Origin of the sequence: Phragmitibacter flavus, assembly GCF_005780165.1 — a bacterium.
GTDB lineage: Bacteria > Verrucomicrobiota > Verrucomicrobiia > Verrucomicrobiales > Verrucomicrobiaceae > Phragmitibacter > Phragmitibacter flavus.
Window position 1 is genome coordinate 284976 of sequence record NZ_VAUV01000009.1, and the last position, 24865, is coordinate 309840.

The window sequence follows — 24865 nt, forward strand, 5'->3', positions numbered from 1 at the left end:
AGGCATTTTGCCTGCGGAACGAACGTCTCCACGCCAACATCCCCACCCTGCGCAACCAAACCTAACCAAACCAAACAGGCTGCAAGCCTGTCCCACCCACAGGCACAATGCCTGTGTCACTTCCCACCACCCGTCCCATGAAAACCTTCCTCACCACCACCCTTCTCCTCCTCCTCACCCTCCCGGTCTTCGCCGCCGACCCCATCGCCAAAACCGAAATCACCCACGTCGACCCCAAAGCCGCCGCCGCCCTCATCGACGAGAAAAAAGTCACCATCCTCGACGTTCGCACCGATGCCGAATACAAAGACGGCCACCTCGCCAACGCCATCAACCACGACTTCACCGAAGATGACTTCAAGACTCAAATCGACACCCTCGACAAAGAGAAACCTTACCTCATTCATTGTCAGTCCGGTGCCCGCAGCGCCAAGTCCCTCAAAGCTTTCAAGGCCCTCGGCTTCAAACACATCTATCACCTCGACGGCGGCATCAGCGCCTGGAAAGACGCCTCCCTACCCGTCACCAAATAAGTCAAAATCAGTTTTCCTCACGGCGCAAAACGCTTGCTGTTGATCACCCGGAATCGATAACTCGTATCCAGGTTTTCATCGGGTGCCGTATCAGGATCGGCGAAGTCCGGCAGACTTGGGTCCAATGGATCCACATAACGCTCCAGGGTCGTCGACCCACGCATTTCCGACTGCACCGAATCCCGTCCATCCTCCCATTTCGCCCACTCCGTGGCGCTGCTTCCCCGGCTGCGCGAAGCCTGTTGAAGCACCTGCACCCGGTAATGCACGGTGTAGCTGTTCGACTTCGTCGTTAAACGTGGATACAAGGTCGCATACGGTCTCTCCCGTAAATTATCTCCGGTCAGGGCATGTTCCGCCCAAAACAATGGCATGTCGACTGCCTTCAAACCGGGCTTTCCTGGCACACCTTTTGGGATCAGATACACCTCGCAGATCTCACTCGCGGACCTGAAGATCTCATTGTTCGCAAACCTCTCTTCAAACTGCGCGAGCGTTTCTTCTTCTTCGATTTGATAACGATAATTCGTGCCCGTCCCTGACTTGTATCCTCCCACCGCCGTCAACGGCACCGCCCCCACCCTTTCACTCTGCAACAATGCCCGCAAGGCCGTGCTACGCTCAATATAGGTGAACGGCATCAGTTGATAGTTCATGTTGATCTTGCCCGCTGTCGAAAACGGCTCGCTGATCGCATACGGCTCCACCACCGGCATCCAGAACAAGTCCAGCAACAGGTGATCCTTCGGTGACTGACCACCGACATGCACAAAACTGCCCGATGAAGGATCAGGTCGGAACAACAACGTCCTCCAGGCCCGCTCCTCGACCGGTTTGGCCGCCTTGATCTGCGTCGGCAACGACCCAAACATCCCCGCCGACATCACCTGACGATTCGGAGAAAAAAACGTCGGTCCACTCGCCTCATGATCCCAATCATTGGCAAAATAAGGCACCGTTCCCACCGCGTTGTGTCCTTCATCCGGTTTGTTGATGTAGGCCCCATCCGGCGTGATGCCCGTGCCGTGGTCCCAGTCTCCCGAATCACTCCCCCAAAACGGAGTTTTGAACGGCACATCCGGAGAAAACCGCTCATGATAGTTCTGCGAGTTGGAAAGTGACGCCAGCTTGCCCTCCCTCGTCGAATTGAACAGCAAATCATGCCCCTGATATCCCTCCGTAAATGAATGCGCCACCTGATCGGAAGACGTGAAATACTGATGCGGCACAAACACCTCCAGCGGAACTTCCCTCCTCGCTGCCACATGCCGATAGTCGCCATGGACCGGCACCAAGGTTCTCAAGGTGTCCGTATCTCGAAACAATCCGCCAATGTTTTGACGATTCGTCCGGTTCGGAGGACGGGTGATGTAGGCCAGCCTGCCCGCCTTGCCAGCCAACGCAGGCGTTCTCGCAAAAGTCCAAAAATTCTCCCTCGTCGAAGTGAATTCCACATTCTCCCCATTCTTTTCCACATGCCCGGCCATCACCAACGTCGGCGATGGCAATGCTCCGCCGCTCACCTCGCTGGGCTGAAAATCCAAACGAATCGTCTGCACCAAGGCAGCTTCATCCGGCACATAACCTGGCGAATAAGCAGGAATGGAACCGTATTTTTGTGCATAAATTTCCACCCGAATCGGTTCTGTCCCGGTGTATTGCAGAAACATCTGCCTTTCCAATCCGGGCTTGATCGTCACCGGCGCACTCACAAACGGATAGGTGTTGGCCAATGTTGATGAATTCGAATCCTTCGCAATCTCTCCCTCCGCAGACACCCGCAGCGGCACCCCGCGATTCGCCAACGTTACCCTGAATCCATTGGAACCCCCGATCGTCCTCGTGTGCGCAAAGGGCTGCTGATCAATGTGAATCGTCGCACTCGCCGGAAACCCCAAAGATTTGAACCCCACTTCGCCCATGCCTCTCACCTGCAAACCGTCCAATCCGGTGACCCGAATCTGAAAATCCTGATTCAGCGCATTCCACCCCTGCGCCGCAGCAAAAAGCTCCATCAAGAACATCACTTCCACCCGCATCTCGTCCTCCTCCAGCACCCTGCCCGCCAGGGTCCGGTTGGCCATCACATTGCTGGCCAGCTTCGCCTCATCTTCCGGACTTAAGGGTTCACCATCACCATCCACCTGACCGCTGCCATCCGCCGTGCAGATGAAATGCAATCCCACTTCCGAAAGGGTGTTGAAACGCCCAAACCCCATCGTGTCATTGGCAGGAATCGAAAGCGGCGTCACCTGACCGTGACCACGAAGTCCTCCCATCCGGCCATTGCTCGAATTCCTCGTCCGCGCACTGGTGAACTGTTTGCCCATCGTTGGAAACGTCCACGATGCAGGATCATTCTGATTCTGCGGCTCCAGCGTGTCATCAAACAAATTGGTGCTGCGAACATAGTCAAAGATCTGCGTCAAAATCTGATCCCGATCCTCCGGATATTTCGCCGAAAAACTCCCGCCAAACCCCGGAACCGCCGCGCTCGTCAACCGCTGCAAATACCCATAAAGTTCCCGGTTCCGCTCAATCAACTCATAGTCCGCCGTCGGACTGTAGGCATCCGCCCGCTTGAACGAATAGTCCCGCCCATTCGCACGTGCGCAAAAGGCAATCAACCGATCAAATGCCGTCCGGTGAGCCTCATTATCAATCGCATGCAGCGGCCAGATCGAGATCCGCGGTTGATTGAACAAATTCGTCTCCGGCGCACGACTGCTGGCAGTCAAAAAGAACGCACTTCTTTCCAACTCCACCCTCGTGACCCCATTGCCTTCCTGCGAGCCTCTCAATGGATCAAACACCAGCTCATCCACCGACGCATACAAACGGTCAGCATCTACTTCCACCTTCTCAGTCGCGATCACCGTGCCTCCCAGCGATCCCCCCATCTGCACCCTCGATGCTACGTTGCTGATTCCCTCCCGGGTCAAATTCGGAAACACCGCACTCAAATACACCGTCGCAGGATGCCCTGGGTATCGCTGATACTCAAACTGCCCCACCTGCCGCCTGGCGAGCCGCTCTTTTTCAAACGTCGTATTGATCCGCGGCACATCCCAAAACGATCCCGGCACCGGATCATTGCCACTAAGGTTCTCCGCCCACACATCCCCCGCCGCCGTATTGATGTTCACCTTGGTCGATTCATCATCCGTCCAAAACGCCACGCGCCCCACAATCGGATTGTCTGCGGTCGGTGCATGCGCTGCTCCACCGGTCCACCTTGCCTCCCCTGCCGATCCCTCGTTTGGCACTGTCATCTTCCCATCTCGCAACACATACAACCAACGCACCGGCATCGGCAAAGGATTGTCAGTCGCCGCCGCACCAGCCAACGGCACACCGCTCAACGTAAAACCTTTCACCGCAGGCGTTCCTCCCTCAGACAACGCCGCCCCGGCATCCGCTATCGGAAACCGCCGCGTGCCATTCAGATCCATCACCGGCACATTCAGATCCGTGAACAAGGCCGGATTCTCATGCCAGTTGGCTGGCACATCGGCTGCCGCAGAGAAAGGTCCCGCGTCTGGCGTCCACACCATGTGCTCTGCCGAATACAATTTGTAATATGCTTTCGGCGCATTCGAAGGTCCGCCCATCGCCGTTCCAAACGTGCGAATCATCCCCGGCTGTGAAGCCCAGGCCACCCCTGCACCGCTGGTTGTTGCCGCCCGAATTTGCGCCATCACCACATTGGTTGCCGAATCCACCAAATCCCGACTGCGTCCTCCACTTTCTGCAAGCCGGGAGGCCACCGTCTCCGTCCTCACGCTCATAAAAAAAGACAGCACCAATCCACTCACCAGCAGCAGACAGCTCAACACCACCACCAGTGCCACCCCCCTCTCCCGGTTTCCGATGGTCATCTCATCGCGACCCACTCCAGCCAATCCAGTTTTATCAACGTGCTTCATGATCAATAGGGGATTCAACATGATCCCGGTTTTGGTTGTTCCGCTCTCCATGAATGGACAACGAACCTCGCGAACCAGTGCCCTGCAGCACCCACCCGTCACTCTCCGAAGACAGCCACCAATGCGTTCTTTCTCCAAAGTTTAAGACAGATCCGAAGACGACCACAAGAGTAAACGCCTTTAATGGGCGGGCTCAGTGGACAAAATTCCACTAATCATTTGATTACAATTACCCGCATCAAGTGCCGGTGATGCCCTCGAGCCATCCTCCTCACGGGAAGCCTTTTTTGTCCCACCACTCCTCCAATTCATCCGCGCCGAAATCCGCCAGCACCGCATCATCCACCTCAATGCACGGTGCCTTTGTCTGGCCGGTCAGCTCAAGCATCTCCTCACGCGCGTCCGCATCCCGCGTCACATCCAGCTTCTCATAACTCACACCATGTTCGTCAAGCCAGTCAATGGCTTCGTCACACCAGGGACAGCCAGGTTTGATAAAAAGTCGGACACTCATGCTCATCAGTTTCAAATAACGTTTCACGTTTCCCCACAGGTCGTGAAATTCCTCACTTTTCTCCAGCCTCTTTTCCCTTACCCCTTATCTGAACTCCAGCACCATCTTGCCCTTCGCCGTGTTGCTTTCGATCAACTCATGCGCCCGCTTCAGGTTCGCCGCATTGATCTCCCCCAGATGCTCCCCAAACGTCGTGCGCAAAACTCCCGCATCCACCAAATCCGCCGCTTCATTCAGCATCTCATGCTGCCTCACCATGTCCGCCGTCTGAAACAACGACCGCGTAAACATCAGCTCCCAATGCAACGAAAGCGCCTTGCGCTTCAGCAACTTCACATCAAACACCGCCGGATCATCGATCAACGCCAGATTCCCAAACGGCGCCAGCGACTCCACAATTTCCCCGATATGCTGATCCGTGTGAGTCAACCCCGCCACATGCGTCACCGAATCGATGCCCACCCGCTTCAGTTCCTGCGACAACGGCTTGCGATGATCAATCACCTCATGCGCCCCCAGCTCCTTCACCCACGCCTGTGTCTCCTCCCGCGAAGCCGTGCCAATCACCTTCAACCCCGTCAACCGCCGCGCCAGTTGCGTCAAAATCGAACCCACCCCACCCGCCGCTCCGACAATCAAAAGCGACTGCCCATGATCCTCTCGATCTTTCGGAATCCGCAACCGGTCAAACAACAGCTCCCAAGCCGTGATCGTCGTTAAAGGCAACGCCGCCGCATGGGCAAAATCCAACGACTTCGGCTTCCTGCCCGCAATCCGCTCATCCACCACATGCAGCTCCGAATTCGTCCCCGGCCGCGCGATGCTGCCCGCATACCAAACTTCATCCCCCGGTTTAAAAAGCGTCACCTCATCCCCCACCGCCACCACCACGCCCGCCGCATCATAACCCAACACCGCGATCTCGCCCTCCGCCGGCTCCGCCCGTTTGCGCTGCTTCGCATCCACCGGATTCACCGACACCGCCTTCACCTGCACCAGCAAATCCCGTCCCTTCGCCACCGGATCAGGCAAGGTCACATCCAACAGGCAATCCGGATCACTCACCGGTAACGAACGACGATATCCAACAGCTTTCATGGTAACGAGAGATACGCGCCAACCGTTTAAATGATCCGGTCTTTCAACGGTTCCCCCTGCAAATAGCGCCGGAAGTTGCCGAGGAAATGCCGCACCAAAGTGCCCGCCTCATCCCGATGCCCACCCGCCGTGTGCGGCGTGATGAAACAATTTTCCAAAGTCCACAAAGGATGCTCATCGGGCAGCGGCTCAGGCACCGTCACATCCAGCCACGCCGCTTCCAACGGACCATTTTTCAGCGCTGCATAAAGCGCCCCCTGATCCACCGTCGTGCCGCGCCCGATGTTGTAGAAAACCGACCCCTCCTTGCAGCGCCCAAAGCGCGACGCATCAAAATAATTCACCGACTCCGCATTGTCCGGCAGGATGTTGATCACGTGATCCGCCAGCGGCAACTCCTCCCCTACCGCCTCCAAAGTCACCACCTTCACCTCCTCATCGCCCCGTGGCTGACGCCGCACCGCAATCACCTCCATATCGAAAGGCTTCAACAGCTCCACCACCCGCGCCGCGATCGAACCATAACCCAAAATCAGCACCTTCTGTCCAGGCCCCAGCACCGCCGACTGCTGCCGCAACGCATTCCACTCCGACGCTCCATTCGCCACCCGGGACTTCAATCCCATCGGCAGCTTCCGCGCATGTGCCAGCATGAACGCCACGACGTGCTGCGCACAAGCCTCCGCATACACTGACGAACTGTTCGTCACCAACAACCCCCGCGACTTCGCGAACTCACGAAATTCCGCCGTGTCATATCGCGTGAACCCCGCCGAGCTAACTTGAATCCACTTCAACTTCTCCGACTCATACACGCTCTGCAAATCCGGCTGGCCAAACGCAATGTCAGCCAGACCAAACGACGGATCCTTGTCCGCCTTCGCCAGCACCGACGTCACCGGTTTGTCCGGCAGCAAAATCTCATGCGGGGCCACCCCCTCCTTCAACAAGGCAAGAACCTGCGGAGCCAAAAGCGTGTCGGAAAAAATCTTGAGAGCGTTCATGTCTCGTCACCATCAAAGAAATTCACCCTCAATCAAGCCAAGCCGACAGCAAATTGCACTTCGCTGACACCTCCGCTCTCTTGATCCTTTCGCTTGTCACCGGGCAAACGCTGGCAATGGTGAGCTACGTCATGTTCCGGACAACACCCCTTCTCCTCTCCGCCCTCAGCGCCATCGGCATCGCGGCGCTCCTCAGCAGCTGTGGCACTCTCAAAAAGCTGCCCTCTGTCAGCATCAACGTTCCCTTCATCGGTGACGATTCGGCCTCCCCCGGCAACGATCCCTTCATTCCCTACGACATTCGTCAAAAACTCACCCCCGGCCACACCCTCGACGTTGACATCTACACCGGCCAGCGCTCTCCTGATCGCATCTTCAGCGGCAACGTGCTCATTGATCCAGAAGGCAACGGCGACTTCGGTAAAATCGGCAAAACCCGCCTGGCCGGACTCGATGCCACCCAGGCCGTCCGCGCCATCAGTTCCCTCTTCAACGCTCAGCGCGGCGACAAAATCCTCAACGTGCAGTTGAAAAACATCGAAGACCTCCCGCTCCTCACCATCAACGGCTCCGTCAAACAACCCGCCGTCGTGCGCTGGTTCGACACCGCCTCCCCCATCAACATCCTTCCGTATGTTGGCGGTCGCATCGGTGATGGCTCCGCCGTTTATATCACTCGCGAAGGTCGCCGCCGCTTCTACCCCAACCTGCAAGCCGCCGCCAGCAGCGGCACGCTCATGGCAGGGGACATCGTGACCTATACCAGCGACCTTTAATTCGCCCCATGCCCAGCAACTTCGACCGCTATTCCCCCCCTCGCAACGAGTCCAGTCTCGCTGCCTCCCTCGGCCTCTTTCTCCTGCGCTTTGGTGCCGGATTTGTGCTCTTTTACGTCGAAGGCTGGAACTTCGCCATCCGCGTCTGGCAACATCTCTGGCACGGAGCCCCCTGGGGTTTTATCGACACCATCGCCAATGCAAGTCTGCCTCTTCCCAAAATCCTCGCGGTGGTCATGGCCGTCGTCATCGTCCTGAGCTCCGTCAGTTGGATGCTTGGCTTCGTCACCCGCTTTGCCTCGGTGATCCTCCTTCCCGTCATGGCCTTGGCGGTCCTCATCTCCAACCGCACCGGCATCAGCACCCCCACCGCCGAAGCCGCTGCCCTCTATTTTTTCATCGCCCTCTGCCTGCTGATCAGCGGTCCCGGCTGGTGCTCCCTCGACGCCCTGTTCAAGATGCGCCGCGGCAAAAAGTCCATTTATGTCTGAGCCCAAGCCTGAGCGTGAGTCCCTCCGCATCCTGGCGGTCGACCCGGCCTTGCGCAATACCGGCTACGCCCTCCTCCAGCGCGACGGCAAAACCATCACGTCCATCACCTATGGCGTGATCCAAAATCCCGCCAAACTCCTGCCCTCCGGCTGCCTCGTCGCCATCCGCGAAAAACTCAACGAGCTCATCGTCGAATTTCGCCCCACCGAGTGCGCCATCGAGTCCACCATCTTCGTCCAAAGCTATCGCACCGCCATCACCCTCGGTGCCGTGCGCGGAGCCGTTCTCATCGCCGCCGCCGAACACGGACTCCCCATCTACGACTACGCCCCCCGTGAGGTCAAACAAGCCGCCGTTGGCAAAGGCGCAGCCGACAAAACCCAGGTCGCCTTCATGATGCGCTCCATCCTGCGTCTTCGTGAAACCCCTCCCCCCGACGCCGCCGATGCCCTCGCCGTCGGACTCGCCCATCTCCAAGCCTCGTCCGCCGGCCTTGCCACCAACCGCGACCGCCAGAGAGCGTGAAAAAGTTCTTGGTTCCTTGTTCTTGGTTCTTGGTTTGGGAATGACCGGCGGAATAACCAAGAACTAAGAACCAAGAACCAAGAACTCGACTCTTACCTTTTCAACAAACTCTCCGCGTGCGCCTTCGCACTATCGCTCTTCCCGCCCAACATCCGCGCCAGCTCCTCCACCCGGTCCGCATCCCGAACCTCCTGCAACGTCGACCGAGTGCGCTGATCTTGAAGCTCCTTGCTCACCACAAAATGCCGGTCCGCCAATGACGCCAGCTGTGGCATGTGCGTGATCGCAATGATCTGATGTCGCTCCGCAATCGACGCCATCTTGCGTCCCACCGCCCCCGCGATGTTGCCACCCACGTTCGAGTCAATCTCGTCGAACACCATCAGCGCAATCGCATCCTGCTTCGCCAGCGCACTCTTCACCGCCAGCAACACCCGCGACATCTCGCCCGACGACGCCGTCAACCGCAACGGCTTCTTCGGCTCGCCCACGTTTGGTGCAAAAACAAAATCCACCTCCTCCAAACCATCCACCCCCGGCACCTCGCGCGGCAACAACTGCACCTCAAATACCGCCTGCTGAAATCCCAGATCCACCAAATGCGCCGCGATGTCCTTGGCCAGCAACGGAGCCGACTTGCGTCTTGCCGCCGAAAGCTCCTTGCCCGCCTTCCCCACTTCCTTCAAAGCCTTCTGCACCAGCGCCGCCAGTTTCTCCAGCTCCTCGCCCCGGTTCTCCATCCGCGCCAGTCGACCCGCTGCCTGCTCGCGAAACTCCAACACCGCTTTCACATCCGCCCCATACTTGCGCTTCAGCGTTTGAATCACATGAATGCGCTGCTCCAACGTGTCCAGCTCACCTGGTTCAAACTCAATGCCCGCCGCATAATCCCGCACCGCATCCTCCATCTCCTGCAACTCAATCTGCGCCGAAGAAAACCCCGAGAACGTCTCCGCCAACTGCGGATCAAACTTCTCCAGTTCATGCATCATGCGTGAGATCTCGCGCAATTCGGATAACACACTGTGCGGCCCCTCAGCCAGCCGCTCCACAATTCCATTCCCCAGCTCCACCACGCGCGTGCTGTTCGCCGCCAGCCGATGCCTCGTTTCGATCTCCTCCTCCTCACCCGGCTGCAACTGTGCCTCATCAATGTCCGCAATCTGAAACCGCAGCATGTCGATCTCCTGCGCACTGGCCCGCTCGGAATTTGCCAGCTCATCATGCTCCACCGACGCCTTGCGCCACGCCCGATAGCTTTCACCATACGCCTTCACCAACTCCTCCGCCCCCGCATACGCATCCAGCATCTCCAACTGCCGCTCTTTTGAATGCAACGATTGATGATCATGCGGACCATGCAAATCCACCAAATGCTCACCTAATTGCTTCAGCATCGCCGAAGTCACCGGTGACCCGTTTACAAACTGCTTGTTGGTGCTCGCGCCAATCACCCGGCGAATGATCAACGACTCCCCATCCAGCGCATCCAAACCATTCTCCACCAGCACCGTATCCACCGCCTGCGGCCTCTTCAAATCAAACACCGCCTCCACCGAACACGTCTCCGAACCCGTCCTGATCAGTCCACGATCCGCGCGCTCCCCAAGAATCAGCTTCAGCGCCCCCACAATGATCGACTTCCCCGCCCCCGTCTCCCCGGTCACACTCACCAGTCCAGGCCCAAGCTCCCAGGAGAGATCTTCGACCAGGGCAAGATTTTGAATTTTCAGCAGCGCAAGCATGACAATACAGACAACCAATTGCGCCGACTATGGAAGCACTTCACCACATTGCAAACGCGCGCCTACACTGACTGATTCAATGCCGCCCGCAGCACCGGCTCGATCACGTCCGCCTGCCGGTAAAAACCCAGATCGTTGGGATGTGACCCGTCCGTTGCCCCATCCGCATCGTCCCCCAACAACGCATCTCCTTCCACGTAGAAAAGATTGTTCACCCCCTCCGACTTCAGCTTATCAAAGCTCCCCTTCAACGCCGCATGATTGGCCGTGTGATGCGCAGCCCGCACCGGCTGAATCCACGAGTTCGTGTTGCGCCGATCCTCGACCAGCACAATCGGCACCGCCGCCGTCGCATCCGCCGCCCGCAACTGCTTCACCAGCGGCACACACCGCTCCAGCACCAGCTTCGCATCCATGTTCGGCAAACAATCGATCACCAAAACCGCCACCTTCAGCTTCGCCAGCAACACCCCCACCGCCTCATCCATCTTGCCATTCCCCGAGAATCCCAGGTTGATCACCGGTCGGTCCAGTCTCCGTCCTAATATCGCCGGATGACACATCCCCGGCCGTGAAGCGCTCGCCCCGTGCGTGATCGAAGTTCCATAAAACAACACCGCCGACTCCTCCTCGCGCGGTGCCAATCCCTCAAACTTCGCCCCCTCATTCACCCCAATCTCCAGCTTCTCCACTCCGTTATACAACGGCAGATACAACATGAACTCCCGCTCCTCCGACGGCATTCCCTGGATCAACATCGCCTCCACATTCTGCTTCTCCGGCTTGCTCACATTCACCCAGCGCCAGCGACCGGACGCATCCCGCGCATAAAGATCCGTGCCACTCATCCCCGTCGCCGGCATGTGCGGCATCGCCAACCCCGGGTTCGACAACTGATACCTCACATGCACCGCTGTGGCGTCCGTCTTGAATCTCACCGCCATGCCCGCACTGTGCCGGCTCAGATTCCACACCGGCCCCGTCACCTTGCCCTCTGCCTCCGCTGGCAACCGATCATAAAACCGCTTCCTAGGCAAATCTCCCCAAACCCGCCCCTCCAACCCCCAGTCCTCCGGATTTTGCCAGGTCACCCCTTTCCCGCCCGCCCCCGCCTTCGAAGCCGCCATCTCCTTGTCCAACTTCGAAATCGGCTCCGCAGGAGCAGCCCCTTGCTGACCCATCAACGGCAAAACAGGCAAAGACACAGTGGCGGTAAAAAAAGTGCGGCGATTCATAGTGGATCAAACCACGATGCCAGCTTTCACCCTCCCGCTGCAACAAAAAACCCCATCTGCGTTCATCTGTGTCCATTTGCTTCGCTGCGCTCACCCTCCGGGCAGCCTGCGGCTGGCTGTCTCGCTTCGCTCGGCTGTGGTTAAAAAATATTACTCCTATGGCCTCAGATCCCACAGGTAGCCCCAGAAAGCTTCTTTTCATATTCAGACCCATTCGTGTCAATTCGTGTCCATTCGTGGTTGCCCAATTCCCCGCCCCCCCTTCCTTTGAAGCTTGCAATCCCCACCCAAATCCCCTTCAATCCCACCCATGAAACGTTTCGCTCCTTGGATTTTCATCCTGCTCGCCCCCCTCTTGATCAGCATGGGGAAAAAAGAAGAGTTCTCCATCACCTTTCACAGCCAGGGCAACGACACCGACATGCGCAAAACCATCTTCCCATTTGTGCTGGATGGCCGCTCATTGATCTTCAAAATCCTTCCTGAAATCAGCCAGAAAAACGTTGCCGCCTACCACTCCTTCCCCGCCCCCACCGGAGGCAACGGACTCACCCTGCAACTCGACTTCCGCGGCAAACAAAACCTCGACCTCATCACCCGCACCCGCAACGGCGAATACCTCCTCGCTCTCGTTAACGGTCAACCTGTCGACTACGTGCGCATCGACCAGGTCGTTTCCAACGGCATGATCACCATCTGGCAGGGCGTTCCCGACAGCGTCATCGCCGCCCTTGCCAAAAAGCACCCGAAAATCACCTCTTCCGGTGCACCCAGCATGTCTGACAAATTCGAAATGTCGCCCACCACTCCCAAAGAGAAAAAGAGCTTTCTTCAACGCTTCAAGAAAGAAGAACGTGAAGCCGAAAAACGCAAAAAAGCCGGCGAAGAAGAGAAACCCGCCATCCCCAGCTTCAACCTTCCCACCGCACCCACCTCCACTCCTGACCCTGCTGCACCAGGCGTCCCCGCCGCACCCACCAGCAGTCAGATGCCCGTTGAAGGTGTCACTCCGCTTCCTGGTGAGGCCCCTCAAGGTCAGTTGCCCCTCCCTCAATAAGGATCCTCTCTTAAACTCGGGCGCCACCATGCATCGTTGCCTCCTCCTCTGCCTGCTGGCGTTGTCATTGTCAAACCAGTCCGTTCACGCCCAACAGCCCAACCCAACTCCCATGGCCCTTGTCCTACCAACGGACAACGATGGCCTGCTGCGCAGCGACGAACCGGGATTCTACATGTTCGTCGACCGTAACTTCGAAAAACAAACCTCCACCCCGTGGGAAGGCGGACAATACGGCTACGTTCGCGGTCCGGTCCGACTCGGTTCCAAAGTGGTCCTCATGGCCTTCCATGAAGGACTCGACATCGCCCCGCTCAAGCGCGATGCCAACGGCACCCCCCTCGACCAAGTGCGCAGCATCTCCCACGGCGAAGTCGTCCACGTCAGCGATCAGCCCGGCGCCAGCAACTACGGACGTTATGTCGTCATCCGTCACGACTGGACCGATGGCGCCTTCTACTCCCTCTACGCCCACCTCGCCCGCGTCGACGTTCAACCCGGTCGCCCCGTCCTCCCCGGCACGCCCATCGGCATCCTCGGCTACAGCGGGGTTGGACTCGACAAACGCCGCTCCCACCTCCACCTCGAGCTCAACCTGTTCCTCAGCAGCCGCTTCAACGAATGGCACGAAAAAAACTTCCGTCCCAGCCCCAACGCCCACGGCCTTTACAACGGGCTCAACCTCGCCGGCATGGACCTCGCCCGCCTCTATCTTGAGCGTCAGAAAAACCCCACCCTAAGCGTCTCCCAATTCGTTCGCACCCAAGAGCCCGAGTGGAAGGTCATCGTCCCGCGACGCAACACCACCCTCGAACTCCTGCAAAACTACCCTTGGCTCGGCGAAGACACCGCCCGCCCCTCGCCCTCGTGGGAAATCAGCCTCAGCGGCTCCGGCCTTCCCCTCCACATCCGCCCCGTCGACCAGTCCGTCACCCAGCCCCAGGTTAGCTGGGTAAAAGACACCGGCATCCCTCACGTTTATCATACCCGCAAACACGTCAGCGGCAGCGGCGGCAAAGGCACCCTAACCGCCAGCGGCATCCGTCATGTCGAACTCATCACCAGCGACTTCCTCATCGCCGCCCCGAAGTAGTATTCCATCAAATCCGTCCCATCGGGACAACTCATAAGAGCCCGGCACAAGGTGCCGGGTCCTAATCCACAGAACCCCGCGCCCTGTCAGGACGCTTCATGGGTGCCGGTTCTCATCGCCCATTACCCTCACTCACCTCCCGACGGCAGGATAAAATCAGGGATGCTGTGACAAAGACCCTCACCGTCGGCTTCTTCGACAATCTGCTCATCCGTTGCAGGCTCCGCCTCCAGGACCACAGTCTGTCCAGACAACATTGCAAAATTCACCTCGGCCTTGTATTTTTAGAAGAGCGTGTGCAAATGCAAGGAATGACCGAGAGGGTTGTTGCAAAAGCGCTGATGATTACAAGTTCGACAGCTGACCATTTCTAGCCACAAGCACTCGTTCAGATGAATAGATATTCCGCATATTTTCTTGTATTTAGTGCGTTTCTTCCTCTTGTTTCTTGTCATTCACTTGGGGAGATTACCAGTAGATTGATCAATGAAGGCCCTCCAAAACTCGAGTCAATACAGCTTGATGGCGACAGCATCATCTCCGTTTATACGCTAAAGGAAAAAACGTATAAAAAAGAATTTAGAACAAACAACGTTTTAACAAAATCCGTTGTTTATCATGATGATGGCTCAACTTACGTCATCACTGAATACAAAGATGGAATCCGCATAGAGCAGAGAATATTTTCCAGAACCGGAAGTTTAAAATCCCTATCAAAGTTTGAACCCCCAAAGTCGCGAATCATATCCAAGGTGGAATATCATGAAGATGGTTCCGTGAAAAAATTGAATCAATTTTAGCTCTGCCACACTTTTCATTTAATCCTATCATTGATGAAACCCACATGGCCAATTTCATACGATCCACCGAATCTGTTCGCGCATAATTTTTGCAATAGTGGCGAGGTTAAAGCTGAGCTTTTGATCGATCTAGAAAACGAATTAATGCAGTTTTTCAATAGCTCACTCCAGCTTGGAGGATGGAATCTTCCAGAACAGGAAATGCGCTATATCATACATAAAATAGTCGATGGTTTTTACGATACCGCATTAAAATTTCCCATATTCGGCCTGGCCAACGATCCTCCAAAATTTGTTAGATGCTCGTATCGCAGCACTTGGCGGCAGCTATGTGGTATGACGAATGCGCGCGCTTTGGAGTCGCTGATGTCATAATTTCGACAAATGGGGGACACTATAGAAAAGGGCAATTCAGGAATGCGCCGATGGACTTGCTGAAATGCCGTGTATCCAAGACACTTATTCTGATAAGGAACAAAGCGACTTCATGAAGCAATGTGTCGAAGGCAATCTAAGAGAGAGGAGTTACCTATGATCATCGATGACTCGGACGCCGACCAATGGCTGAGCAAGGTTTCGGACTTGGATCCGATCAACAATCGAAATGACCAAAAAGTTTTTGTCATTACCGCTGTTGAATGGGCCGACAAGCGTTTTGCAGAGATCACAGAAATCGAAATGCGAGAATACATTTCAAAACGCGATTGTTATTGGATCGCAAACAGAATTTTAAAGAGGGACAAGCCCTCGGTTTTGCGCCCTCCTGCGATGCTTGTATGCTCAGTAATTCAAATAGTCTTTTGTGCACTACAAGTTCACAAGGAGAAAAATCAAGAGTCCAAAGATGAATAGGCTCAGCTTTCAGATGTGGCTGAGCTCTGGGCTAGAATCCGTCCGAGCCTAACAGAATCGATCTCGGAAACTGTTGGATTCGTCTGCATGCTGACATTTTCAACAAAGTGATCGCTTCGCAGTATTACCCTCTGGAAAACGAATCCCAAAAACACCTGGGCACTGAACTTCGGCAGCCAATCTGGCAACTCCCCCACTCAGCTTCTCACAACAACTGCTGCGCCATCGCCATTGCCCCCAAAATCCCTGCTTGATCCCCCAAACCCGGAGGCACTACATAATCCCTAACCCCCTCCATCAGTTCATAGGTCTGCAAATACCCGTTCAGCACCCGCTGCAACTCCTCCTGGATCATCGGAAACAACTGCGTTTGATGCATCACTCCGCCACCGAGAATAATCCGCTGCGGCGACAACGTCAGCGTCAAATTCGCCAGCGCCAGCGCCATCAAGGTGGAAAACTCGCCCCAGCACTCGTGCTCAGCCGGAAAATTCTCCGCCGGTGCCCCCCATCGCGCCGCAATGGCCGGACCACTCAACAAACCTTCCACACAGCTGCCATGAAAAGGGCAAACGCCGTCCGGTTCCGGCGCATCCGACATGATCGCCGGAATGAACAAATGCCCGATCTCCGGATGCATCGCGCCATGCAAAGGCTTGCCATTGATCAAAACCCCGCCACCCACGCCCGTGCCCACCGTGATGTAGATCAACGGATCACACTGCCGCCCATTGCCCCAGGTATATTCGCCCAGCGCCGCCGCATTCACATCCGTATCAATCGCCATCGGCACATGAAACACATCCCGCAACGATCCCAATAAATCCGTATACTTCCACCCCTCTTTCGGCGTCGTCGTGATGTAGCCGTAGGTGTCGCTGTTCTTGTTCAGATCCAAAGGCCCAAAGGCACCGATGCCGAGCGCGTTGAATTTGCCAACCTGACGCGCCCCATGGTCAAAAAACGCAATCACCTCCCGCATCGTCTCCATCGGTGTAGTGGTTTCGATGCGCGTGCTCAGGCGGATGTCATCCGGACCCGTTCCAATTGCGCAATTGAACTTGGTTCCGCCCGCTTCAATGGCGGCGATTAAATCGTTTTTCATGTGGGGAGAGAAAAAAATTAGACCGCCTGCAACGAATGCGAATCCTTCAAACCAAGGCTCGCATAGATGTCACGGGTGGCACCGCTTTTGTTAAGCGTATAAAAATGAATGCCGTCGACACCGTTGTCGAGCAAATCCGCACATTGCTCCGTCGCGTAATGCACGCCAACCCGCTGCACCGCATCCTCATCCTTGCCACAACGTGCAATCGCCTTCAGCAGCTTGGCGGGATACCGCGCACCCGCCGCCAGTTCCGCCATGCGCTGCATCCCGGAGGCACTCGTCACCGGCATGATCCCGGCAATGATCGGCACATGAATGCCCGCCAGATGACACCGATCCCGGAAATCAAAAAAGTCGCGGTTATCAAAAAACAATTGCGTGCAAATGTAGTCCGCTCCCGCGTCGACCTTTGCCTTCAGATAGTCCATCTCCATCAAGCGGTTCGGCGTCCCCGGATGTCCCTCAGGAAATCCCGCCACCCCAATCCCAAACCCACGGCTGTCGGAATGCCCCTTAAAATTGCGGATGAACTTCACCAGATCCGCCGCGTGCTGAAAAGCATCGTTCGCCCGCACATACCCCTCCAAATTCTTCGGCGGATCACCCCCGAGCGCCAAAATGTTGCTCACGCCCGCCTCCGCATATCGCTCCAAAATCGCCTCGATGTCCGAATCGCCATGACACACACAGGTCAAGTGCGGCACCGCATCCAGCGTGGTCGACTGATTGATGCGCACCACCAGATCATGCGTCAGTTCGCGCGTCGTTCCACCCGCGCCATAAGTGACACTCACAAATGCCGGCTTGTAAGCCTCCAGTTCACTGATCGTCTCATACAACGCCAGTGAAGCCGCTTCCGTTTTCGGCGGAAAAAACTCAAAGGAAAAAGTCGGGCGTTGGGTGGCAAAAATATCCTGAACGTGCATGGCTAATGATCCTATCAAGCGAAACGAAGACCGCAACCAATGTCCGCGTCACCTTTTCATTTCAATTCAATTCAATTCCAAGGGATTGCATTGCAATAAACTAAGGCTTGAGCACTTGGCTGGCGAGAACCCCGCTGCCATCATTCGACGCAGGTTCTATTCCAAGCGTTGCACATACCAGCCCGTAAATTTCCACGTTCTCAAAAGGTGCCAGCCTCACTCCCGATTGAAACGCCGACCCCGACGCCACAAACGCCGCGCCCATCGATGGCAAATCCGGATCAAATCCATGCGTGGCCTTCAAAAACGAGTTCCGCAGCCCCTCGCTCATCAAAGGCCTTTTCACAAAAAACCACCCCTCATCCGCGATCAAAATCACCGGAGGAATGCGCCGGTGATCTCGAAAATGCAGCCGCTCCGGCACCTCTTCTTTCAAATAGACCTGAAAATGCTTCTGCTCCTTGCGCAAACGCTCCACCATCGCCGCCGCCGTCTCCCCGCCTTCTTTCGGACGCACCCCCGCCACCGCGCCGGCAAAATCGATGTCCACCTTCTCGGTGTCCATCAACGACCCCATCGCGATCGTCCTGTCGGGATGAAGATCCGTCATGCCGTGATCCGATACACAAACCAGCTGCACCACATGACTCAACTTCAGCTCGTCAATCCCCTTCACCAACTGGCCCAGCGCGGCGTCCACGACTTGCACTGCCTCCGCCACCTGGGCCGAATCCACGCCAAACTTGTGCCCCGCCGAGTCCGCCTCATGAAAATACAACGTCACCAAACCCGGCCTCTCCCCTTTGGGACGACGCAGCCAGTCCAGCACCGTGCGAACCCGCTCCTCCGCCGTCACCTTGCCGTCATAGCGTCGCCATTCATCCGGCCTCCGACCGCCAATCTCCGCCTCAGACCCCGGCCAAAACATGCAGGCCGACTTCATTCCGTGTTTCTGCACTGTCAGCCACACCGGCTCCCCCTCCCACCAGCGTCCGTCTGCCACCGCCGGACTCCCCAACGCGAAACTAGCGTCAAAAACCGGATCATACATGTTGTTGTTGATGATCCCATGCTTCTGCGGCCGGAGCCCGGTCGCCAACGTGAAAAAATTCGGGAACGTCAGCGTCGGAAAGCTCCCCACCATCTTCTCCGCCGTCACCCCGCCTTTCGCCAACCTCGAAAGCACCGGTGGCTGGTATTTCTCCAGGTAATCCGACCGAAACCCGTCCAACCCCACCAAGATGACGATCCGATCTTTCGGCTCCACCACCGCCCCCTCCCGCCGTTCGTTCAGCCACCAAAACGCCCCGAACGCCAGACAAGCGGCGACGACCAAAAATACATAAACACGACTCGCTTTCATAACCCACGCTCATCACACACCCGATTGCCCATTGTGCAAGCGAACAAACCCGACCTTAATTTAAGGTTTCATCTCCTCCACCGCCCGCTGCGCCGTTTTGCGCAGAAACGCCGCATATTCCGACTCCAAACCTTTCGGAGCAAAATCCACCTCCACCACCCCGCCAAACAACGACTCATAAAACACACAGGCCCCCAGATACTGTCCCGCCTTGCTGGCATGATGACCATCCATCGCCAGCGTCAGCCTGCCATCCTTACCCTTCTTCCAAACCCGGCCCACGTGCAATGAATGCGTCTGATCAGGCAAAGCCGGAGGTTTCGCTGATTTCACCTCAAACTTCTCATCCCGACGATACCCCCATACCGCATCCGTATCCGCCAGATAAAACGCGTTTCCCGTCGGAATCATCCCGGTTCCCAACTCCTTCGCCACCTCACCATAAGCCCCCTTCAACCCTTCAAACATCGCCTGCTGGGTCAACGGCTCCCCCACCTTTTTGTTCTTCACCGAAAACCTCGGATCATCACTTCGATAAGCCCACGTCTCATGAAAAACCACCCGCGCATCCGGTGCGTGCTTCTTGATGTAGTCGAACAAAATTCGCGCAAAGGGCCGGAAGGTATCCACGTCATGACTCTTGATGCTCGCCTGCTGGATCGTCACCACCTCCCACTTCTCCGCCAGCAGATGCGCCTTCAAGCTCTTGCCATCTTTGTATAGACCCGCCGGATCATTCGCATCCGCCTCAAACTTCTGCGCCTTCGTTGCATGCAGCTCAAGGCTTGCCCCGCCCACCACAATCGAGTCATGGATCAGCTCATGCCCGCCCGCCTTCACCAAGTCTTTTAAAAACATCGTCGCATCCCGCGAAAAACTGTTCCCAATCGTCAACAACCGCACCGTCTTTTTGTTCTTCTCTCCTGCCGTCTCCGCCAAAACCCCCGGCACCGGACCCACCACCCCTACCATCAACATCAACGCGAAAAAAATCTTCATCATCAAAACACTCAACGCCCCAGCACCCCCATCACTTGCATCAACTGATCTGTTCCCAACTTTGTGCCTTCGTGTGAGAATAAAAAAACTCGCCACCCTCCCCATCCAATGTTCAAGGTAACCCCATGATCTCCCTCCTCATCACCGTCGAAGTCGACCCCACCCGCGTCGACGAATTCATCGCCTACATCACCGAAGAAGCCGCCGACGCACGCACCAAGGAACCCGGCTGCCGCCGTTTTGAAATCAGCCAGAGCATCGACACCCCCAACCACTTCAGCCTGGCCGAAGCCTACGACGACCTCGAAGCCCTCGAAGCCCATCGCAACACCCCCCACTTCATCCTCTTCAAAGAACGCGCCTCCAACGGCCTCATCCTCAACAAAACCGCCATCCTCGGCAATATCATCGACTCCTAGCTCCCCCGTGACACAGGCTTGCAGCCTGTGGGTGTGACAGGCATTTTGCCTGTCATCCCGAACGTCTCCACACTTATTCGAACCACCTCACCCTCGCGCCATTCCAGTCGAATCCTCCCACGCGCACTCCAAACCCCCCTCTAAGCTCAGGACTTGAACCCAAGCCCATCTCCGACTAAACTGTGGTGAGATGACTTCCGCCGCAGAAACGCTCTTGGAAAACGCCCTTCGACTCCCTCTGGAAGAACGTTGCCGCATCGCTACTCGTCTTATTGAGAGCGTGGACGAGGAAGACGATCTAGATCTCAGCCCAGAATGGCAGGCCGAAATCGACCGTCGCGTGGAGTCCGTGCGCAACGGCACTGCCAAACTGGTGCCGCACGAAGAAGTCATTACCTCACTAAAGAACAAGCTTTCCGAGCAACGCGGAGCCACCTCTCCTCCATGAAGGTCAGCTGGCTTGAATCCGCTGAATGTGAATTCTACGACGCGGCGCTCTATTATGGCAGCATCGACTCTGATCTTGGAGAACAGTTTGCCGCCTGCGCAGAGGTGGCCGTGGCTGAAATAGCCGCGCATCCAGAACTCTTTAGGAAGTTTGACGGTCAAGTGCGCAAAGCTAGGCTCAGGCGGTTTCCGTATGCCATCGTCTATTTGCTCAACTCTGATACCATCCGGATTGTCGCAATGATGCATCTCCACAAACAACCGGGCTACTGGCGGAAAAGGATTAGATGAAGGGCTTGTTAACTTCGACCGACACTGCGCAGTTGCCCGTCATCCCAACCCCCATTCCCCCCTCCTCACCCAATCGCATTCGCCTTCGCATACTCCTCGAACAACCCCCGCGCCCGGTAAAACTCCACCTCCGCAATCCCGACCTCGCGCAACGCCGATTTAACTTCTTCCGCAGGTGTTTTCCCCAGCACATGCTGACGGATCAAATCCATCTTGCGTGACTGCAAAGCGGAAAACTCCGCATCCACCACCGGCGTGTTTGGCCACTTGCCCGCTGCCTGACCTTCCTTCAACAATTTCGTAAACGGCACCCCCGTTTTTTTGGCTTCTTTCTTCGCGTCATTCACGCCCGTAAACCAATCGGCATGCACGATCTTGTAGTAGTCGCGCATGGACTGCTTGTTGTAATGAAGCACCAGTTTCTTCCCATCCGTCTCAAGAAAACCCGTGGCGCGGAAGCTGTCGGTATCAATCGTGTCGACATAATAAAAATCCAGACCATCCACCCCAAACTCCCACTTGATGTCCCAAAGCAGCAATCCAATTTCTTCCAGCAATTGACGCACCGCCCACGCGCCAAGAATGCTCATCTTGACCGTGCTCAAAAACGCCTCGGCCTCAAGACCGCTCATCAGCAATGCCTCCTGCCTGGTCACGCTGCGATCTTCAGGTTCATGCTTGCTCGTCAGATCAAAAATCGGATTCGGCAAAAATTGCCAGGCCTCCATCGGCTTGGTCAGCCCCAACTCCGCTTCATACCCACGTTTCTCGGAGTCACTCAACCCGCTGTATTTGCGCAGCACCGACGACCCGCCGGTGATCCCAAAACGCACGATATATTCAAGGGGAATCACATAGGTCGATGCCTGGTAAAACATCGCATAATCATACACATGCGATCCCAAGAACGACTTCTGCACCGGCTTCATCACCGGGAACCGGCGCACCACGTTGAATGCACTCGCATTTACCGGTGCATCGCCCGTTTTGACCTCGCCACTCACCGCATCCAGCATCCCCATATGGTGCGTGCAGGCCCCTTCTTTCACCATGCTCTCCAACGGCCCCTGCAAAATTTCCGCGCGGAACTCTTCGTCCATATCAGGAGCCGCCAGAATCGCCTCGCGCACCTTCACCCAAGTCTGCGGCAACCCCATCCGCGTGTAGAGCGCATGACGGAATGTCGCCCGTGCAACGTCCGAACCTTCAATGTCGAAAATGCTGCCCACATCAAACACCGAACCCGCCGCCGTCGTCTCCGTGACCATCAAATCCTCACGATCCGGCACCGCATAAAGCCGTTGCACCGACCCCACATAAAACGGTTCCCCAAGTTCATTCACGCGGACGGCAGGAAGGCTGGAAACAGACATGGTGATAAGAAGTAAAAAAATGAAAAACGGCCATTCCATCCCGCAGGAACCGCCATTCATCAACTCCTTTTCAAACCCCAACGACCGCAAACCAAAGTAGAAGGTCCGTCCCGGGCCTTTCATTCCCACAACAAGGCTCGGGACGAGCCTTCTACTTTCCCCAACTGACTTTCTTTTCCTCCCTTACTCCTCTATCGGCAAATCTACCTCATCCAGAGGTCTTCTCGCGGCTCGTCTCACGGTGAGAATCACCACCCGACTCCCCCTGACGGTGTAGTAAACCCTCAACTGGCTTCGTCGCTTTCGAAACAGCATAACCCGAATCTCGATGGAAAACTTCTCACTCTCCTGAGCCACTGGATGGCGGAGCGGATTTTCTCCCAAATTTTCCACCTCGGCGATCAGATCATCCCGCCATTTCGCCGCCGCATTCGGTGCCCTTTCTTTGATCCAAAGGTAAATCTCTTCAATCTCTGCCAGTGCGCCAAAGGTGTATTCAACGCGATGGTCACTCATAGCTCCCTCAACCGTTGATGAGCCGTCGCCGCATCCAGCGTTTGCCCTCCTTCCATCTCGCTAATCCCCCGGCGGATGGCCTTGAGCGTCCCCAGTTCCTCCAACGCCTCCAAAACTTGCTCATAGGAGCGCCTGCCCAGCAAAACCGCCTCGGCCTTGCCGTTTACCGTCAACACCTCCGGCCTGCCTGTTCTATTCACCCTCGCAAGATGAGCCTTGGCGTTGCGCTGGAATTCAGTCAGCGCATGGATGTCTTCAACGTGGATCTGCATACAAAACTCGGATAAAACATTAAATTTCATGTTATCACGTCCCCACGCTTAAGCAAGAAATCCCACTTCCAACCTCCTTGCACGGCTCGGCCTCCCGCCGTAAGCACCCATTCAACACCATGGCCCTGCTCGACTCCTTTTACCCCATCCTGCGCCCGCTTCTTTTCCAACTCGACGCCGAAACGGCCCACGGCGTCACCGTCAATCTCATGCGCATCGGCCATCAACTCGGCCTTCTCGGTGCCCCCCCCACCACCGGCCCCGGCCATTCCGTCATGGGCCTCAACTTCCCCAATCTTGTCGGACTCGCCGCTGGCATGGACAAATCCGCGTCCGCTGTCGACGCCTGGTCCGCCCTGGGTTTCGGTTTCGTTGAAGTCGGCACCCTCACTCCGCGTCCCCAACCGGGCAATCCCAAACCGCGCCTCTTCCGCCTTATCCCTCACGAAGCGATCATCAATCGCATGGGCTTCAACAACCCCGGCATCGACTCCGCCGTTGCCAAACTGAAGACCCGACAAAACAAAAGCATCGTCGGCGTCAACATCGGCAAAAATTTCGACACCCCCAACGAACGCGCCGTCGACGACTACCTCATCTGCCTGCGCAAAGCCTACGCCGTGGCCGACTACATCGCCGTCAACATCTCATCCCCCAACACCAAAGGCCTGCGCGACCTCCAGGCTGAGGAACCCATCCGCCAGCTCGTCGGCACCCTCACCGAAGAAAAGGCCAAACTGGAAGCCCAACACGGCAAATCCGTCCCCCTCCTCGTCAAAATCGCCCCCGATCTCGAACCCGATCAAATCGCCAGCCTCGCCCGCGTTTTCACCGAGTTCTCTCTCGACGGTGTCATCGCCACCAACACCACCATCACCCGCAACGGGGTTGAAGGCCACCCGCGCGCCCAGGAAACCGGCGGCCTCAGCGGTGCCCCCGTGCGTCAGCGCTCCACCGAAGTCATCGCCGCCTTTCGCCAGCTTCTGCCCACCACCATCCCCATCATCGGAGTCGGAGGCATCCTTTCCGCCAACGACGCCCGCGAAAAACTCACCGCCGGAGCCGCCCTCGTGCAACTCTACTCCGGCCTCGTCTATCGCGGACCCGCCCTCGTCCGTGAAGTCGCCGCCCTCCGCCCCTGACGTGACACAGGCTTGCAGCCCATAAGCATATACCTAAAGGTTGAAGTATGCATTGAGCTGGCTATGTTGGCTGATGCAACCGCGAACTTTGGTCGAGGATGAGTGGGAGGTGCTGCGGCACTTTCTTCCTGAAAACTTGGATGAAGATGCCCGGCTTCACGGTGCAATGCGCCGACGGCGAGGTCAGATCACATCGGCAGAGCAGCTCTTGCGGGTGCTACTTATGCATGTAGGTGGAGGCTTGTCCCTTGAGCAAACTTCAGCGCGTGCCCGCGCCCGAGGCTTGGCCGACCTCAATGCCATGGCTCTACATAAACGACTTTGCACCTCGCGCCCCTGGCTGGAGGCGCTTTGCATTC

At 56.6% G+C, this 24865-nt stretch carries 26 protein-coding genes; 13 read left to right on the forward strand and 13 right to left on the reverse strand.

The window, feature by feature from the left end; genetic code table 11:
- Positions 1-137 precede the first annotated feature (137 nt).
- The gene (locus FEM03_RS14070) at positions 138-533 is read left to right on the forward strand and encodes a rhodanese-like domain-containing protein (protein ID WP_166442855.1); all 396 of its coding nucleotides are present in this window, start codon (positions 138-140) and stop codon (positions 531-533) included.
- 17 nt (positions 534-550) lie between these two features.
- Here the strand turns inward: FEM03_RS14070 and vccA are convergent, their stop codons facing one another.
- The 4 genes from vccA to FEM03_RS14090 all read right to left on the reverse strand — a co-directional run bounded on the left by vccA (position 551) and on the right by FEM03_RS14090 (position 7075).
- Positions 551-4459: a Verru_Chthon cassette protein A gene (gene vccA / locus FEM03_RS14075; protein ID WP_166442856.1), complete on the reverse strand. Its 3909-nt coding sequence runs from the start codon at positions 4457-4459 to the stop codon at positions 551-553.
- Between the two features lie 271 nt (positions 4460-4730).
- Positions 4731-4973, reverse strand: a complete 243-nt coding sequence (locus tag FEM03_RS14080; RefSeq protein WP_138086909.1) for a glutaredoxin family protein — start codon at positions 4971-4973, stop codon at positions 4731-4733.
- An 84-nt stretch (positions 4974-5057) separates the two neighbouring features.
- A complete protein-coding gene (locus tag FEM03_RS14085) occupies positions 5058-6071 on the reverse strand; it encodes a zinc-binding alcohol dehydrogenase family protein (RefSeq protein WP_138086910.1) in 1014 nt (337 codons plus the stop codon).
- Positions 6072-6097: 26 nt separating this feature from the next.
- Entirely contained in the window at positions 6098-7075 is a 978-nt protein-coding gene (locus FEM03_RS14090; RefSeq protein ID WP_138086911.1) for a D-2-hydroxyacid dehydrogenase, read from the reverse strand.
- Between the two features lie 80 nt (positions 7076-7155).
- Here FEM03_RS14090 and FEM03_RS14095 point away from each other — a divergent pair, with 80 nt between their 5' ends.
- Genes FEM03_RS14095 through ruvC form a run of 3 tightly spaced genes read left to right on the forward strand, consistent with a single transcriptional unit; the run spans position 7156 to position 8868 of the window.
- Positions 7156-7851, forward strand: a complete 696-nt coding sequence (locus FEM03_RS14095; protein WP_138086912.1) for a polysaccharide biosynthesis/export family protein — start codon at positions 7156-7158, stop codon at positions 7849-7851.
- Between the two features lie 8 nt (positions 7852-7859).
- Positions 7860-8342, forward strand: a complete 483-nt coding sequence (locus FEM03_RS14100; protein WP_138086913.1) for a DoxX family protein — start codon at positions 7860-7862, stop codon at positions 8340-8342.
- Positions 8335-8868 (forward strand): crossover junction endodeoxyribonuclease RuvC, encoded by a 534-nt coding sequence (gene ruvC / locus FEM03_RS14105; RefSeq protein WP_138086914.1) that lies wholly within the window; start codon positions 8335-8337, stop codon positions 8866-8868. The genes FEM03_RS14100 and ruvC overlap by 8 nt, the downstream gene beginning before the upstream one ends.
- Positions 8869-8960: 92 nt before the next feature.
- Here ruvC and recN read toward each other — a convergent pair whose 3' ends face one another.
- A complete protein-coding gene (gene recN / locus FEM03_RS14110; RefSeq protein WP_138086915.1) occupies positions 8961-10613 on the reverse strand; it encodes a DNA repair protein RecN in 1653 nt (550 codons plus the stop codon).
- Between the two features lie 62 nt (positions 10614-10675).
- The gene (locus tag FEM03_RS14115) at positions 10676-11848 is read right to left on the reverse strand and encodes an SGNH/GDSL hydrolase family protein (protein WP_138086916.1); all 1173 of its coding nucleotides are present in this window, start codon (positions 11846-11848) and stop codon (positions 10676-10678) included.
- A 310-nt stretch (positions 11849-12158) separates the two neighbouring features.
- Here FEM03_RS14115 and FEM03_RS14120 point away from each other — a divergent pair, with 310 nt between their 5' ends.
- The 5 genes from FEM03_RS14120 (at position 12159) to FEM03_RS14140 (ending at position 15650) form a co-directional block, all read left to right on the forward strand.
- Positions 12159-12905 (forward strand): hypothetical protein, encoded by a 747-nt coding sequence (locus FEM03_RS14120; RefSeq protein WP_138086917.1) that lies wholly within the window; start codon positions 12159-12161, stop codon positions 12903-12905.
- Between the two features lie 28 nt (positions 12906-12933).
- Positions 12934-13998, forward strand: coding sequence for a M23 family metallopeptidase (locus tag FEM03_RS14125; protein WP_138086918.1), 1065 nt, complete (start codon positions 12934-12936; stop codon positions 13996-13998).
- Between the two features lie 392 nt (positions 13999-14390).
- The gene (locus FEM03_RS14130) at positions 14391-14798 is read left to right on the forward strand and encodes a toxin-antitoxin system YwqK family antitoxin (RefSeq protein WP_138086919.1); all 408 of its coding nucleotides are present in this window, start codon (positions 14391-14393) and stop codon (positions 14796-14798) included.
- A 33-nt stretch (positions 14799-14831) separates the two neighbouring features.
- Positions 14832-15173 carry a hypothetical protein gene (locus FEM03_RS14135; protein WP_138086920.1) on the forward strand — a complete coding sequence of 114 codons (342 nt, stop codon included), beginning with the start codon at positions 14832-14834 and terminating at the stop codon, positions 15171-15173.
- A 156-nt stretch (positions 15174-15329) separates the two neighbouring features.
- Positions 15330-15650, forward strand: coding sequence for a hypothetical protein (locus FEM03_RS14140; RefSeq protein WP_138086921.1), 321 nt, complete (start codon positions 15330-15332; stop codon positions 15648-15650).
- Positions 15651-15855: 205 nt separating this feature from the next.
- Here FEM03_RS14140 and FEM03_RS14145 read toward each other — a convergent pair whose 3' ends face one another.
- The 4 genes from FEM03_RS14145 to FEM03_RS14160 form a co-directional block, all read right to left on the reverse strand.
- Positions 15856-16755, reverse strand: coding sequence for an ROK family protein (locus tag FEM03_RS14145; RefSeq protein WP_138086922.1), 900 nt, complete (start codon positions 16753-16755; stop codon positions 15856-15858).
- A gap of 17 nt (positions 16756-16772) precedes the next feature.
- Positions 16773-17684: a methylenetetrahydrofolate reductase [NAD(P)H] gene (gene metF, locus FEM03_RS14150; RefSeq protein ID WP_138086923.1), complete on the reverse strand. Its 912-nt coding sequence runs from the start codon at positions 17682-17684 to the stop codon at positions 16773-16775.
- A 100-nt stretch (positions 17685-17784) separates the two neighbouring features.
- Positions 17785-19047 carry an alkaline phosphatase family protein gene (locus FEM03_RS14155; RefSeq protein WP_138086924.1) on the reverse strand — a complete coding sequence of 421 codons (1263 nt, stop codon included), beginning with the start codon at positions 19045-19047 and terminating at the stop codon, positions 17785-17787.
- A gap of 60 nt (positions 19048-19107) precedes the next feature.
- On the reverse strand, positions 19108-20049 hold the full coding sequence (locus FEM03_RS14160) for a DUF4886 domain-containing protein (RefSeq protein WP_206171006.1): 942 nt from the start codon (positions 20047-20049) through the stop codon (positions 19108-19110).
- Positions 20050-20171: 122 nt separating this feature from the next.
- Here FEM03_RS14160 and FEM03_RS14165 point away from each other — a divergent pair, with 122 nt between their 5' ends.
- The 3 genes from FEM03_RS14165 (at position 20172) to FEM03_RS14175 (ending at position 21203) form a co-directional block, all read left to right on the forward strand.
- Positions 20172-20465 carry a putative quinol monooxygenase gene (locus FEM03_RS14165; protein ID WP_138086925.1) on the forward strand — a complete coding sequence of 98 codons (294 nt, stop codon included), beginning with the start codon at positions 20172-20174 and terminating at the stop codon, positions 20463-20465.
- 190 nt (positions 20466-20655) lie between these two features.
- Complete coding sequence (locus tag FEM03_RS14170; protein WP_138086926.1) at positions 20656-20913, forward strand: addiction module protein; 258 nt, start codon at positions 20656-20658, stop codon at positions 20911-20913.
- A complete protein-coding gene (locus tag FEM03_RS14175) occupies positions 20910-21203 on the forward strand; it encodes a type II toxin-antitoxin system RelE/ParE family toxin (protein ID WP_166442857.1) in 294 nt (97 codons plus the stop codon). Before FEM03_RS14170 ends, FEM03_RS14175 begins: the two co-directional genes overlap by 4 nt.
- A gap of 65 nt (positions 21204-21268) precedes the next feature.
- Here the strand turns inward: FEM03_RS14175 and FEM03_RS14180 are convergent, their stop codons facing one another.
- The 3 genes from FEM03_RS14180 to FEM03_RS14190 form a co-directional block, all read right to left on the reverse strand.
- Positions 21269-22576 carry a phosphoribosylaminoimidazolesuccinocarboxamide synthase gene (locus FEM03_RS14180; protein ID WP_166442858.1) on the reverse strand — a complete coding sequence of 436 codons (1308 nt, stop codon included), beginning with the start codon at positions 22574-22576 and terminating at the stop codon, positions 21269-21271.
- A 183-nt stretch (positions 22577-22759) separates the two neighbouring features.
- Positions 22760-23092 carry a type II toxin-antitoxin system RelE/ParE family toxin gene (locus FEM03_RS14185; protein WP_138086929.1) on the reverse strand — a complete coding sequence of 111 codons (333 nt, stop codon included), beginning with the start codon at positions 23090-23092 and terminating at the stop codon, positions 22760-22762.
- Positions 23089-23364: a type II toxin-antitoxin system Phd/YefM family antitoxin gene (locus tag FEM03_RS14190; RefSeq protein ID WP_166442859.1), complete on the reverse strand. Its 276-nt coding sequence runs from the start codon at positions 23362-23364 to the stop codon at positions 23089-23091. Before FEM03_RS14190 ends, FEM03_RS14185 begins: the two co-directional genes overlap by 4 nt.
- 119 nt (positions 23365-23483) lie before the next feature.
- On the opposite strand from FEM03_RS14190, the gene FEM03_RS14195 reads away from it, so the two are divergent.
- Positions 23484-24506: a quinone-dependent dihydroorotate dehydrogenase gene (locus FEM03_RS14195; RefSeq protein WP_138086931.1), complete on the forward strand. Its 1023-nt coding sequence runs from the start codon at positions 23484-23486 to the stop codon at positions 24504-24506.
- Positions 24507-24865: the final 359 nt, after the last annotated feature.

Excerpts from the sequence above, each read along its gene's own strand:
- FEM03_RS14080 (WP_138086909.1), bottom strand. The coding sequence starts at position 4,973 with ATGAGTGTCCGACTTTTTATCAAACCTGGCTGTCCCTGGTGTGACGAA.
- FEM03_RS14180 (WP_166442858.1), bottom strand. The coding sequence starts at position 22,576 with ATGTCTGTTTCCAGCCTTCCTGCCGTCCGCGTGAATGAACTTGGGGAA.
- FEM03_RS14195 (WP_138086931.1), top strand. The coding sequence starts at position 23,484 with ATGGCCCTGCTCGACTCCTTTTACCCCATCCTGCGCCCGCTTCTTTTC.
- vccA (WP_166442856.1), bottom strand. The coding sequence starts at position 4,459 with ATGAAGCACGTTGATAAAACTGGATTGGCTGGAGTGGGTCGCGATGAG.
- FEM03_RS14140 (WP_138086921.1), top strand. The coding sequence starts at position 15,330 with ATGATCATCGATGACTCGGACGCCGACCAATGGCTGAGCAAGGTTTCG.
- FEM03_RS14115 (WP_138086916.1), bottom strand. The coding sequence starts at position 11,848 with ATGAATCGCCGCACTTTTTTTACCGCCACTGTGTCTTTGCCTGTTTTG.
- FEM03_RS14155 (WP_138086924.1), bottom strand. The coding sequence starts at position 19,047 with ATGAAAGCGAGTCGTGTTTATGTATTTTTGGTCGTCGCCGCTTGTCTG.
- FEM03_RS14100 (WP_138086913.1), top strand. The coding sequence starts at position 7,860 with ATGCCCAGCAACTTCGACCGCTATTCCCCCCCTCGCAACGAGTCCAGT.
- FEM03_RS14090 (WP_138086911.1), bottom strand. The coding sequence starts at position 7,075 with ATGAACGCTCTCAAGATTTTTTCCGACACGCTTTTGGCTCCGCAGGTT.
- FEM03_RS14070 (WP_166442855.1), top strand. The coding sequence starts at position 138 with ATGAAAACCTTCCTCACCACCACCCTTCTCCTCCTCCTCACCCTCCCG.
- FEM03_RS14190 (WP_166442859.1), bottom strand. The coding sequence starts at position 23,364 with ATGCAGATCCACGTTGAAGACATCCATGCGCTGACTGAATTCCAGCGC.
- FEM03_RS14135 (WP_138086920.1), top strand. The coding sequence starts at position 14,832 with ATGAAACCCACATGGCCAATTTCATACGATCCACCGAATCTGTTCGCG.
- recN (WP_138086915.1), bottom strand. The coding sequence starts at position 10,613 with ATGCTTGCGCTGCTGAAAATTCAAAATCTTGCCCTGGTCGAAGATCTC.
- ruvC (WP_138086914.1), top strand. The coding sequence starts at position 8,335 with ATGTCTGAGCCCAAGCCTGAGCGTGAGTCCCTCCGCATCCTGGCGGTC.
- FEM03_RS14160 (WP_206171006.1), bottom strand. The coding sequence starts at position 20,049 with ATGATGAAGATTTTTTTCGCGTTGATGTTGATGGTAGGGGTGGTGGGT.
- FEM03_RS14120 (WP_138086917.1), top strand. The coding sequence starts at position 12,159 with ATGAAACGTTTCGCTCCTTGGATTTTCATCCTGCTCGCCCCCCTCTTG.
- FEM03_RS14185 (WP_138086929.1), bottom strand. The coding sequence starts at position 23,092 with ATGAGTGACCATCGCGTTGAATACACCTTTGGCGCACTGGCAGAGATT.
- FEM03_RS14130 (WP_138086919.1), top strand. The coding sequence starts at position 14,391 with ATGAATAGATATTCCGCATATTTTCTTGTATTTAGTGCGTTTCTTCCT.
- FEM03_RS14145 (WP_138086922.1), bottom strand. The coding sequence starts at position 16,755 with ATGAAAAACGATTTAATCGCCGCCATTGAAGCGGGCGGAACCAAGTTC.
- metF (WP_138086923.1), bottom strand. The coding sequence starts at position 17,684 with ATGCACGTTCAGGATATTTTTGCCACCCAACGCCCGACTTTTTCCTTT.
- FEM03_RS14125 (WP_138086918.1), top strand. The coding sequence starts at position 12,934 with ATGCATCGTTGCCTCCTCCTCTGCCTGCTGGCGTTGTCATTGTCAAAC.
- FEM03_RS14170 (WP_138086926.1), top strand. The coding sequence starts at position 20,656 with ATGACTTCCGCCGCAGAAACGCTCTTGGAAAACGCCCTTCGACTCCCT.
- FEM03_RS14175 (WP_166442857.1), top strand. The coding sequence starts at position 20,910 with ATGAAGGTCAGCTGGCTTGAATCCGCTGAATGTGAATTCTACGACGCG.
- FEM03_RS14085 (WP_138086910.1), bottom strand. The coding sequence starts at position 6,071 with ATGAAAGCTGTTGGATATCGTCGTTCGTTACCGGTGAGTGATCCGGAT.
- FEM03_RS14165 (WP_138086925.1), top strand. The coding sequence starts at position 20,172 with ATGATCTCCCTCCTCATCACCGTCGAAGTCGACCCCACCCGCGTCGAC.